Annotated in this window: 7 protein-coding genes; 2 read left to right on the top strand and 5 right to left on the bottom strand. The window is 70.5% G+C overall.

Annotation, left to right across the window (positions count from 1 at the left end; all coding sequences use genetic code 11):
• Positions 1-10 precede the first annotated feature (10 nt).
• Entirely contained in the window at positions 11-1,240 is a 1,230-nt protein-coding gene (locus AB4Y91_RS03965; RefSeq protein ID WP_441417224.1) for a YlbL family protein, read from the bottom strand.
• A gap of 235 nt (positions 1,241-1,475) precedes the next feature.
• On the opposite strand from AB4Y91_RS03965, the gene AB4Y91_RS03960 reads away from it, so the two are divergent.
• Entirely contained in the window at positions 1,476-2,927 is a 1,452-nt protein-coding gene (locus AB4Y91_RS03960; protein WP_441417223.1) for a zinc-dependent metalloprotease, read from the top strand.
• 80 nt (positions 2,928-3,007) lie between these two features.
• Here the strand turns inward: AB4Y91_RS03960 and AB4Y91_RS03955 are convergent, their stop codons facing one another.
• The 3 genes from AB4Y91_RS03955 to nudC all read right to left on the bottom strand — a co-directional run bounded on the left by AB4Y91_RS03955 (position 3,008) and on the right by nudC (position 6,879).
• Positions 3,008-3,640, bottom strand: a complete 633-nt coding sequence (locus AB4Y91_RS03955) for a M48 metallopeptidase family protein (RefSeq protein ID WP_441417222.1) — start codon at positions 3,638-3,640, stop codon at positions 3,008-3,010.
• Positions 3,640-5,760, bottom strand: coding sequence for an ATP-dependent DNA helicase UvrD2 (locus tag AB4Y91_RS03950; protein WP_441417846.1), 2,121 nt, complete (start codon positions 5,758-5,760; stop codon positions 3,640-3,642). The genes AB4Y91_RS03955 and AB4Y91_RS03950 overlap by 1 nt, the downstream gene beginning before the upstream one ends.
• Positions 5,761-5,931: 171 nt before the next feature.
• Positions 5,932-6,879 (bottom strand): NAD(+) diphosphatase, encoded by a 948-nt coding sequence (gene nudC, locus AB4Y91_RS03945; RefSeq protein ID WP_441417845.1) that lies wholly within the window; start codon positions 6,877-6,879, stop codon positions 5,932-5,934.
• 383 nt (positions 6,880-7,262) lie between these two features.
• Here nudC and AB4Y91_RS03940 point away from each other — a divergent pair, with 383 nt between their 5' ends.
• A complete protein-coding gene (locus AB4Y91_RS03940) occupies positions 7,263-8,591 on the top strand; it encodes a phosphotransferase (RefSeq protein WP_441417221.1) in 1,329 nt (442 codons plus the stop codon).
• 6 nt (positions 8,592-8,597) lie between these two features.
• Here the strand turns inward: AB4Y91_RS03940 and AB4Y91_RS03935 are convergent, their stop codons facing one another.
• Positions 8,598-12,053, bottom strand: coding sequence for an ATP-dependent helicase (locus tag AB4Y91_RS03935; protein WP_441417844.1), 3,456 nt, complete (start codon positions 12,051-12,053; stop codon positions 8,598-8,600).
• Between the last annotated feature and the right edge of the window lie 72 nt (positions 12,054-12,125).

Here is a 12,125-nt window from a genome sequence, read left to right as displayed (position 1 = left end):
CGGGGTCAGTCTAGTTGCTGGTGCAGACCGGAAGCCCCGATGTGTCGCCGCCGGCAGCGGCGAGCTCGACGGCGCGGCGCGCGTCGGCCAGGTTCTCCACCTTGACGACCTGGAGGCCTGCCGGGATGTGGCCCACGACGTCGTCGCAGTTGGCCGCCGGGGCCAGGAACATCGTGGCGCCGCCGGACCTGGCCCCGACCATCTTCTGGCTGATCCCGCCGATGGCCCCCACGGCGCCGTCGGGCGTGATGGTGCCGGTGCCTGCAACATGCTTGCCGCCGGTCAGGTCACCGGGGGTCACAGTGTCGACGATGCCGAGGGCGAACATCATGCCGGCGCTGGGGCCTCCGACCTTGTCCAGCGAGATCTTGACGTTGAACGGGAACTTGAACTTGTACTGCAGCACGACGCCGAGGAGGTAGCGGCCGGTCTGGGACTTGCTCGGGGTGACCGTCAGCGGCAGTTGGCTGCCATTGCGCTCGACGACGACCGTCACCGGTCTGCCGTTCCCCGCCGCGAGCTGCGCCTGGACAACGCTGAGCGCGGTGATCGGCTTGCCGTCGATCGAGACCAGCACGTCGCCTTCCTGGATCTTGCCCTTCGACGCCGAGTCGTCCGGAATCCCGGCAACCTGCAGCTTCTGCTCGAACGGGATACTGAGTTCCTTGAGCGCCGCGGCGACGGCATTCTCCTGCGAGGTCGTCATGGCGACCGCGCTTTCCTGCTGCGACTGTTCCTTGGTGACGCCCTTGGGGAAGATCAGTTCCTCCGGATAGACCGCCTTTGCGGCGTTCAGCCAGGCGCTCAGGGCTTCGAAGACCGTGACCGGCCCGTTGGGGCCGCCGTCGACGTAGACGGTGGTGAGGTCCAGGTTGCCCTTGGCCGGGAAGGTCTCGTGTCCCGCCACGGTGATGACCGGCTTGCCGTTGTCCGTGCCGAGCGTATTGAACGTAGGGCCGGGCGATTCGATCACATAGGGAACGGGCAGGCTCATGGCGGCGAGGCCGAGGGCCATCGCCAACAGGCCGGAGACGAGCATGGTGGAGGAGCGGTTGTCCTCTCCCCCGCCGTTGGCACCGCGGGTCCTCCGTCCCGGGGCACTGCCTCCGCTGCCTGCGGCGCCGCGTCTGGCGGCGAAACGGGACCACAGGCTGGGTTTGCCGCCGGCGCTGCGGGTACCGCTGCCGCCGTCGCGGGGCGCGGGTTCGGCCGGCAGCTGCCCGCCCTGGTTAAACGTCAATGAAGGACCTCTCCATGCCGGCGCCTTGGCCCTTGCGGGGCCCGGATCAGGGCGCTGCGGCTGCGGCCGAAACCGGCTCCGCAGCCTTCAAATATTCCAGTCTCTAACACTACGCGCTCGGGCACCGCAGGGGCTCTTTGCCGACAGCGAACGTGGCCGGGTTTCGGGAGACAGCCGCTCACACGGAGGGGTAGCGTGAAGATGAGCACCAGTCACACCGACGATCGGCGGGATCATGACCTCTAACCCACTCAATCCGTCCAACGGGGACGACGAACCCAAGGATCCGCTGGCAGAAATGCTGCAGAACCTGATGGGCGGCAAGGGCATGGGGGACATCGATCCGGCAGAGCTCGCCAAGGCCGCCGGGCTGCCCGACGACCCCAACCTGCTGGCCCAAATGTTTTCGCAGGTCCAGGCCATGATGAGCGCGTCCTCCGACGGTCCGGTGAACTGGCAGCTGGCGCACGAGAACGCCCGCCGGGTGGCCGCCAGCGGCTCCGACCCGTCAGTGACCGCCGCGCAGTCCCGCGAAGTCGACGAGGCCCTCCGGCTCGCCGAGCTCTGGCTGGACCAGGTCACCGAGCTTCCCGCCACCGGGCTGATCGGCCGGGCCTGGTCCCGCGCCGAATGGGTCGAGGAAACCCTGGGGACGTGGAAGCGGCTGACGGAGCCCGTCGCGAATAGCATCGCCAACGCGCTCTCCTCCGCCATGACCGAGCAGATGCCCGAGGAAATGAAGTCCATGATGGGCGGCGCCTCCTCGATGCTGCAGAACATGGGCGGGGCCATTTTCGGCATGCAGCTGGGCCAGGCGATCGGCGCGCTCTCCGCCGAGGTGGTCAGCTCCACCGACATCGGTGTCCCGCTGGCCGACCTGGAAATGGCGCTGCTGCCGGCCAATGTGGCGAAGTTCGGCGAGGGCCTCGGCCTGCCGGAAAACGACATCCGCCTCTTCCTCGCGGTCCGCGAAGCCGCCCACGCCCGGCTCTTTGTGCAGGTCCCGTGGCTGCGCGGGCACCTGCTCGGCGCGATCGAGGCCTACGCCCGCGGCATCCACATCGACACCTCCAAGATCGAGGAACTCGCCCGCGAGCTGGACCCCAGCAACCCGGAGGGCATCCAGGAAGCACTCTCGCAGGGTGTCTTCATGCCGCAGCGCACGCCCGCCCAGGACCAGGCCCTCGAGAAGCTTGAGACGGCGCTGGCCCTGGTGGAGGGCTGGGTGGATGAACTCACGGCCGCCGCAACGGAGAAGCTGCTGCCCTCGGCCGCGGCGCTGCGCGAAACCGTCCGGCGCCGACGCGCGACCGGCGGCCCCGCGGAGCACGCGTTCTCCTCGCTGGTCGGTCTTGAGCTGCGGCCCCGCCGGCTGCGCGAGGCCGCCACGCTGTGGGCCCAGCTGAAGGAAGAACGCGGCGTGGAAGGCCGGGACGCCATCTGGCAGCACCCCGACCTCTTGCCCACGGCCGGAGACCTGGACGATCCGAAGGGCTTCAGCGAACGCCGCAAGCTGGCCGAGGCCAGTGACACCGAGGTTGACGACGCGCTGCAGAAGCTGCTGAGCGGCGGGTTCGACACGGCTGAACCCGGGGCGGAGCAGGGCGAAGACCATACCGGCGAAACCGGGGACGATTCCAGCGGTGAGCCCGGAGCCGGGGACGACACCGGCAGCCCCAAGGCCTGACTGGCTATTTCGGCGAGCGGCACCGGAAAGCCCCGGCCGGAACCTCGGTTCCGGCCGGGGCTTTCCCGTGCCCGGGGTCGTCAGCGGACGGCGGTACCGGCGTCTTCGACATCGGCGCTGTCGACGTCGTCCCGGTCGGCCGGCAGGCCGCGGGCGGCGGCAAAGGACACACCCTCCAGGAACGCCTTGGCGCGTTCGGTTTCCGGGTAGGCGGCCAGCAGCCGCCAGAACGCGGCGTTGTGGGCGGCCACCAGGAGGTGGGCCAGCTCGTGCAGCAGGACATAGTCAATGACCCACTGCGGCATCGGCTGCAGCTTGTGGGAGAGCCTGATGGTTCCCTCCGATGGCGTGGCCGAACCCCAGCGTGAGTTCTGGTTGGTCACCCAGCGGACCGACGTCGGGACCGCCCGGCCGCCGAGGTATTTGGCGGAAAGGTCGGCCGCATGGGCCGCCAGCTCCGCGTCGCTGCCCGCCCGGCGCTTGCCGGCGGCCTTGGGGCCGCGGCTGCCCTGCAGGCGGAGCTTCTCCAGCATCCGGTGCACCCATTCGCGCTCCTGGGCGCCGCTGAAATGCGCCGGGATGGCGACCACCGCGGTGCCGTTCTCCCAGAATGCGGCCACCGTGCGGCGCCGCCGGGCCGAGCGGCGCACCTCCACGGGAGCGCCGTCGGCGGTGGTCACCGGGGTGACGCTGGTGTTGGCGGCGCCGGCCATCAGAGGCTGGAGCTTTCGACCAGGACGGCCAGAACGGCTTCGCCGTACTTTTCCAGCTTCGACGCGCCGACCCCCGGCAGCGTGGCGAGCTGTTCGAGGGACTCCGGCCGCGCCTCGGCGATCGCGGTCAGGGTCGCGTCGGTGAAGACCACGAAGGCGGGGACGTCTGCCTCCAGCGCGGTCTCCTTCCGCCACTGCCGCAGCGCGTCGAAAGTCTGTTCCTCGTAGCTCGGCGGGCACTGGCTGCACCGGCCCACCTTGCGTTCGGCACCGGAAGAGAGCATGCTCCCGCAGACCCGGCACGACGCCGGCACCGCCGCCTTGCGCCGCGGCGCGGCCCCCTTGCCGCGGACGGAGGAGCTCGCGACCGAGTCGGGCCGCAGCCCGTCCAGGAACCGCGTAGGTTTCCGGTTGGCGCGGCCGCCCGGTGTCCGGGCCGTGGACCAGGACAGGTGCAGGTGCTCCTTGGCGCGGGTGATGCCGACGTAGAGCAGCCGGCGCTCCTCGTCCACGGCTTCGGGAGTGTCCGCGAAGGAGATCGGCATCAGGCCTTCGCTCAATCCGACCAGGAACACGGCTTCCCACTCCAGCCCCTTCGCGGCGTGCAGCGAGGCCAGGGTCACGCCCTGGACGGTGGGAGCGTGCTGCGCCAGCGAGCGCTCCTGCAGTTCATTCACGAAGTCGGCAAGGCTGAACTGCGCTCCCCTGCTGACCACCAGTTCGTCGGCGAGTGCCACGAGTGCTGCCAGCGACTCCCACCGTTCCCGGAGGGCGCCGCCGCTGTGCGGGGCCGCGTCCGTGTAGCCCAGCGAGGACACGATGTCGCGGACCAGCTGACCCAGGGGCTCCGGCGTCGCGGTCTCGGCGACGGCGCGGGTGGCGGCCCGCAGCTGCAGGATCGCGTCGCGGACTTCCTTGCGGGCGAAGAACCGCTCGCCGCCGCGGAGCTGGTAGCCGATGCCGGCCGAGGCGAGTGCCTGTTCGTAGGCCTCCGACTGGCCGTTGGTGCGGAACAACACGGCGATCTGGCTCGCGGGCGTCCCGGCCTCGAGCAGTTCGCGGATCTTCACGGCGACGGTGGCAGCCTCGGCCTCGTCGTCGGAACATTCGGTGAACTGCGGCACGGGGCCGGCCGGCCGCTGGGCCACGAGTTGCAGCGGCGTGGCCCAGGCCGCGTCCGCCACGGGACCGCCGCTGCGCCGGCCGGCGAGCAGGTCGTTGGCCAGCTTCACCACCTGCGGCGTGGAACGGTAGTCCCGGATCAGCTTGACCACCGTGGCGTTGGGGTACTGCGCCTTGAAGCCGAGCAGGTGCTTCGGCGAGGCGCCCGTGAAGGAGTAGATGGTCTGGCTGGCGTCGCCGACGACGCAGAGGTCGTCACGGCCGCCGAGCCACAGCTCGAGGAGCCGCTGCTGCAGCGGCGAAACGTCCTGGTATTCGTCCACCACGAAGTGCCGGTACTGTTCGCGGACGGTGGCGGCGACCTTGGGGTCCTCCTGCAGGATCCCCACGGTGATCAGCAGCACGTCCTCGAAGTCGATCACGTTCCGGTCCGTCTTGACGTCCTCATAGGACTGGAACACGCGGGCGACGGCGGTCAGGTCGAAACCGCCGGGGGTGCCACGGCCCTGGGCCTTTTCCAGGTAGTTGGCCGGGGTGAGCATGGACACCTTGGCCCACTCGATTTCGGAGGCAAGATCCCGGATGGAGGCCCGGTCGGTGCTGAGCCGCAGCCGGCGGGCAGCCTCCGCGATCATCTGGGCCTTGTGGTCCAGCAGGTTGGGCAGCGCGCCGCCGACGGCCTGGGGCCAGAAAAACTGGAGCTGGCGCAGCGCCGCGGCATGGAAGGTGCGGGCCTGCACGCTGCCGACGCCGAGGTCGCGGAGCCGGCTGCGCATTTCGGCGGCGGCCCGCGAGGTGAAGGTGACGGCCAGCAGCCGCTGCGGGCTGTACACGCCGGAGTGCACACCGTAGGCGATGCGGTGCGTAATGGCGCGGGTCTTGCCGGTGCCGGCGCCTGCGAGCACGCACATGGGCCCGTTCAGGGTGCTAGCCACCTCGCGCTGTTCGGCGTCGAGGCCGCCAAGGATCCGCTCCTCGAGGGAACGGCCGTCCGGCACCGGAGCTTCAGCGGCGGGTGAGCCGTCGTGGGACTGTCCGGCCGGAAAGGCGCTGGACTGGAAGATATCTGTGTTCACTTCTGCTGCTCAGTCGTTGGAGTGTGTGCGGTGGATGCCGCGGCGTGTGGAACCCGCCGCACGGGGGTGCCTCCGGATGGTGTCACGAGGACGTCAGGCACTGTCCGGGCGATCCTGGATGACGCCCCCGTACCAGTGTTCAATCAGGGCCCGCGCGATCGAGAGCCGGCTGGAAATGACGATTTCGCCGCTCAGCACCGCTTCCTGCAGCTCGGCGCGGCTGAACCAGCGCGCCCGGGTGACCTCGACGCCGTCGGGCGTGGCCTCCGTGTCCGCCGTCGTCGCGGTGAAGCCGAGCATGAGCGAAGCCGGAAAGGGCCAGGACTGGGAACCGAGGTACTGCGATGCGGTGACCCGCACCCCCACCTCTTCGCCAATTTCCCGGACCACTGCCTGCTCCAGGGACTCACCGGGCTCGACGAACCCGGCCAGGGTCGAGTAGTTCCGGGAGTCGAGCGGGCCGCCGCCGCCCAGCAGCAGCCGGTCGTCCGGGCCGACGACCGTAACGATGATGGCCGGATCGGTGCGCGGGTAATGCTCGGAATTGTCCGAGGGGCAGCGCCGGACCCAGCCGCCGGCCTCCGGGACCGTGGCGGCGCCGCACCGCGGGCAGTGCGTATGGGTGGCGTGCCAGTTGGCAATGGCGCTGGCCTCAATGAACAGGGCAGTATCGGTGGGGTCCAGCTGGGCGGCCACCTCGCGGAAGCCGGCCCACTGCGCACCCGCCGGGATGCCCTCGACGTGCGGCTCGAACGGCTCGGCACGGACCTCGAACTGTTCCGGAAGGACGAACAGCACGTACTGCGTTCCCTCGGCCGCACGCGCTCCGGGCAGTGCGGTGCCGAGGTAAATCACCTGTTCCGGGGCGTACGCGGTTCCCTTGAACCGCCCGGCGAGGCCGGCCGCGTCCAGGAAGACGAGCCCCTGGCCGCTGACCAGCGCCTGGCGCCGGGACAGGACCATCGCCTGCACGCCACCGGAACGCAGCAGCTCCTCCAGCATGCCCGGCTTCAGCCTGGCCGCGGAGCCGCGGTCAATCATCGCGGGCCGGACCGGAAGAACGGTGTCCCGCAGCTGGTTGGCCGGGGGGCTGTCGCCCGCGGCCCGGGCCACCGCAACTCCCCCCGCCGGAGCGGCCCCGGCAGCGGGCACCGATCCAGGATCAACCTGTCCGCTATTTTGCCCGGTAATTTGCCCATCGATTTCTGCATTACCGGACTCCGGTGACTCCGCAAGACTCATGTACCCACCGTACCGACCCCCGCCGACAATTGACATTTTCGCCGGCCCTCCGGGGCCCGCCTCCCGGCCGATTGCGGGAGCGGTTGCCCAAGCAGCCGCCGTTCGGCGCTATTTCGGGCCGATCTTTCAGACTCGCCGTGATGCAGCGCCGTCTTAGGGCCGGCTCAATCTACCGTGGAAGCGTGAGAAGAAAACCAATCGAACTGGCAGCTGTAGCGACTGCGGCTGTCCCCGGCCTGACCCCGACCGCCGTGAGCTCCGCGCCCGACGATCCGGCAGACTTCGATTCCGCCCTTCTCCTGGACTCCGAAGGCAAACGCTGGCGTGTCCGCTCGCCACGCCATGCCGAGGCCAGTGCGCGGCTCGAAACAGAGTTCCTGGTGCTGCGCGCGTTCACTCCCGGCATCCGCGCCGAGCTCCCCTTCTTGATGCCGACCGTGGCCGGCACCGTCCGGCAAGGCACGCTCAGCACCTTCGTCTACTCCCACCTTTCCGGCACCACGCGCTCGGTGGAGGAGCTCAGCACCGGCTCCGCCGCGCTGACCCGGGAACTCGGCGCCGCTCTCGCGGCCATCCACGACCTCCCGCACTCTCTGGTCAGCAACGCCGACCTGCCCAGTTACACGCCGAACGAGTTCCGCCAGCGGCGGCTCAACGAGCTGGACCAGGCCGCCACCACGGGCAAGATCCCGCCCCTGCTGCTGCGCCGCTGGGAGCACGCGCTGGAGGACGTGTCGCTCTGGCGCTTCAACCCCAGCGTGGTGCACGGCGACCTGCACGAGGACAACCTCCTGGTCGACGGCGACCGGGTCACCGCCGTGACCGGCTGGACCGACCTGCGGATCGGCGACCCGGCCGACGACATGGCGTGGCTGGTCGCGTCCAACGACCAGGACTTTGTGGACGCCGTCCTTGCGCACTACACGTCCAGGCGCCGGGACGCCCCCGACGCCCATCTGCTGCGCCGCGCCGCGTTGTCCGCCGAGTTCGCCTTGGCGCAGTACCTGGTCAAGGGCCTTGCGGCGGCCGACCAGGACATGATCCGCGAGGCCGAGTCGATGCTCGCGGTGCTGGCCGAGGACGTCGCGGAACATGGCGGCCAGCCGATCAGCGTCGAGCCGCTGCCACAGCCGGCCGTGACCGTGCAGCCGATCAGCCCGGATGCCCCCGGCTCAACGCCCGGACAGGATCCGCAGCACGTCAGCGATATGGCGACCGCTGTCCACGTCACGCCGATCCCCCGCGACGAGCTTCCGGGCGCGGCGCAGGACGACGCCGGGACGCAGGCCGCCACTGACGGCGGTCCGGAGGACAGCGCTCGCGACGCCGGTGCCACCGCCGCTGACGGCGATCCGGAGGACAGCACGCCCGTCGACAGCCGGGCAGCCGCCGACGGCGATCCGGAGGACAGCATGCCTGTTGCCGACGTTCCGGCCCCGCCAAAGCCGTCCGCTGCGGACGACACCTCCACCACGGCGCTCACCGTGGTACCGGCGAGCGAGCGTCGCTAAGGCCAGCTAGCCTGATTTCCTTCCGAGGGCCGCCGCGACGATTTCCTCCAGCCGTTCCGCGGAGCCGAGATCGTGCGGGCGGACCACCTGGTTGTCTGCCACGTAGTAGAACGCTGCCCGGACGTCCTCAAGCGGGACGCCCTTGAGCCGGGACCACGCCAGGCGGTAGACGGCGAGCTGCACGGACTTTGTCTTGAGCTGGCCGGCCGAGGGCCGGCGTCCGGTCTTCCAGTCGACGAGGTCCCAGCCGCCGTCGGCGTCGCGGAAGACTGCGTCGATGCGCCCGCGGACCACGGCGTCGCCGATCCGGGTTTCGACCGGCACCTCGACGTGTGCGGGTGCCCGGTGGGCCCACTCCGACTGGCGGAAGGTCTCCACCATGGCGTCCAGGCCGTAGGCCTCGTCAATGTGGTCGTCCGAGCCGGCGGCCTCGCCGAGGTCCAGCATCCCGGAGGTGCCGAAGTATTCTTCGACCCAGGCGTGGAAGGCTGTTCCCTTGCGGGCCGACATCCCGGGTTCGCGCGGGACGGGCCGCCGCAGCCGGGCCACCACGGAGGCCGCATCCTCGTCCAGGTCCACCAGGGTGGAGGCGGAAATATGGCCCGGCAGGTGCACCTCCTGGACGGCTGACCGCCGGGAACGCCGGTCCAACAGGGTGGCCGCTTCCTGCGCCCACCCGGCCGCCGGCCCGCGCAGTCTGCGCGCCCCGGCCGCCGAAGCTGCGGGCGCCGTTCCCGGCCCGGCGGGAGCCGGCAGCGAGCCGGCGCCGGGCTGTTCCAATTGCTCCAGGACCCGCGCCGCGGCAGCCTCCATGGCGGCCCGGCGGCCCGGTACGAGCCGCAACCGGGCTCCGGTGTGCGGGTGGACTGGTCCTTCCAGGGGATCGTAGGGCCACAGGGCCAGCTCCAGCTCGGAGGTCAGCGGGCTTTCCTCCGGCAGGGCCTCCTCGGCAACGGAATGCGGATGGATCTCGGCCGCGCCGGCCCCACTGAGCCCTTCGAGTTCGGCCAGGAACGGGGACATCTCGGCCAGGCCCGCCCGGGAGCCCACCCAGGCTGCGCTTGAGACCCAAAGCACATGCTTGGCGCGGGTGTAGGCAACATAGGCCAGGCGCCGTTCCTCGGCTTCGCCGTGGGCCTGGACCGCGGACTTGAACTCCTTCTCGGCGTCGAGCCAGCCTTTCTGGTCCGGCTGATCCAGGTCCCACTGCGGCAGGTCGGCGCGGTCCCCGCGGAGCGGCCACGGCAGCGCGGCGGACCCGCTGCTCCAGCGCGAATCCCGGCTGGACGGGAACGCCCCGGCGTTGAGGCCGGGAACGAACACGACGTCCCATTCCAGCCCCTTGGAGGCGTGGACAGTCAGCAGCTGGACGGCCTCGTGGTTGACGTCCGGCGCGGCGGCGTCGAGGCCGTTCTCCTCGGCAGCGGCCGCTTCCAGCCAGGCCAGGAAGGCGAGTACGTCGACCCGCTGCGAGGTGTGCAGGAACCCGGCGGCAGCATCCTGGAAGGCGTCCAGGTTGCGCCGCGCCTGATGGATGCTGATGCCGGGCCGGGCCGCAACTTCGATGTCCAGGAGCATGGCACGTTCCACTTCGCCCAGCAGGGTGCTGAGGTCATCGCCCATGAAGCTGCGCAGTTGACGGAGCTCGGCGGAGAGCCGCTGCAGCCGCTCCAGCGCGTCCGGGCTCAGCCGGCGGCCGTGGGCGGACGTCCAGTCGGGACGGGGCAGCCAGTCCAGCGCCTCGATCAGGCTCGCGGCGTCGGTGAGGTCGCCCTCGATGACGGTTTCGGCGGTGTCGCCGTCGACGTCGGTATCGGTGTCGGTGTCGCTGCCGGGGCGTCCGCGGCGCCGCGCCAGGAAGCTCGACCAGTCGCGGAACGCCATCAGGTCCGCAGGCCCGATCCGCCAGCGCGCGCCGGCCAGCAGCCGCATCAGCGAGTCGGAGCGGCCCGGATCGGCAAGCACCCGCAGGGTCGCCACCAGGTCGACGATTTCGGGGGTGTCCAGCAGCCCGCCGAGGCCCACGATTTCGTAGGGGATGCCGCGCAGCTCGAATTCGCGGCGGATGCACTCCATCTGGGCCCGGCGGCGGCACAGTACGGCCATCGCCGGCGGCTCGGGCTCCTCCGCCTTGCCGGCGCCGAAGTCGGTCCGCCGGAATTTCAGCACGTCGGCGGCGATGGCCGCCGCTTCGTCCTCGTCCGTGCCGAAGCGGCCCATCAGGACGCGGCCCTGGACCGCGGCGGGGCTGGGCTGCAGCGGCGGGACCTCCACGGTGTCGGCGCTGTCCCGGGCACCGGCCACGGCGGCATGGGCCGCCGCCTTGCTGAGCGGGGCCGAAATGACGTTGGCGGCCTCGAGAATATTCCGGCCGTTGCGCCACGCGGTGGTGAGGTACGACGTCGGCGCGACGGCGAACTGCGGCGGGCCGCCGCCGGCGTCGCCGGAATCACGCGCACTTCCGCCGTCGTCAACCCGGACGGGGAATTCGCGGACGAAGTGGAAGAGCTGGCCCGCGGACGCGCCGCGGAAGCCGTAGATGGACTGGTTCGGGTCTCCCACCGCGGTGACGGCGTGCCCGTCACCGAACAGGCGGGAGAAGAGGACAAGCTGGGCGTGGGAGGTGTCCTGGAATTCGTCCAGCAGCACCACCTTGTAGCGCTGGCGTTCCGTTTGCGCTGCCACCGGGATCTCGTTGGCCACCCGGGCCGCGAGGGCCACAAGGTCACCGAAGTCCAGTGCGCCGCGGGCCCGTTTGGCCTCCGCATAGCGGCCCACCATGTCCGCAACGCTGGCGCGGGTCCGGAGCAAAGCGCTGAGGTCCCCTGCGGCCTGGCTGGGATTCTTCTTGGCCGTGGCGACATACGGCAGCGCTTCGAACTCGGCCACCCGGTCCAGCAGCCAGCCCCGGACTTGCGCGGGGTCCTGCAGGTGCTCCGCGCATTCCCCGGCAAGCTGGATGACCGCTTTGACCAGGGTGGACTTGGCGGAACGGAAATGCTGGTAGTCGCCGTCGAAGGCTTCCACCACCTCGCTCGCGAGCTGGAAAGACTGGGCACCGCCGAGGAGCACAACGTCCCGTTCGACGCCGAGCCGGAGCCCGTAATCCGAGACGATGCCGCTCGCGTAAGAGTGGTAGGTGGAGACCTTGGGTTCCAGCGCGTCGGTGCTCAGCAGCCCGGCCGGAAACACCTTGTGCTCCGGATCGGCCGCGGCGATCCGCGCCAGGGCGGCCAGCTTGGCCCGGATCCGGGTGGCGAGCTCGCCGGCAGCCTTTCGGGTGAACGTCACACCGAGTACTTCCTCCGGCCTGACCCAGCCGTTTGCGACGAGCCACACCACACGGTCCGCCATGGTGGCGGTCTTGCCTGAGCCGGCCCCGGCGATGACAAGCCGGGGCGCCAGCGGCGAGGAGATGATCCGTGACTGTTCGGCGGTGGGGCTGTTCTTCTCCCCCAGCATCACGGACAGCTCTTCCGGGCTGAACCGCGGTTCGGGCAGGGGCTTCGGCCGTGTGTCCGCCGGCGCGGCGGT

Origin of the sequence: Arthrobacter sp. YAF16 (assembly GCF_052113385.1) — a bacterium.
Classification (GTDB): Bacteria; Actinomycetota; Actinomycetes; order Actinomycetales; family Micrococcaceae; genus Arthrobacter.
The sequence above is the reverse complement of the archived record's forward strand: the minus strand, read 5'-3'. Positions and strand labels throughout refer to the sequence as shown.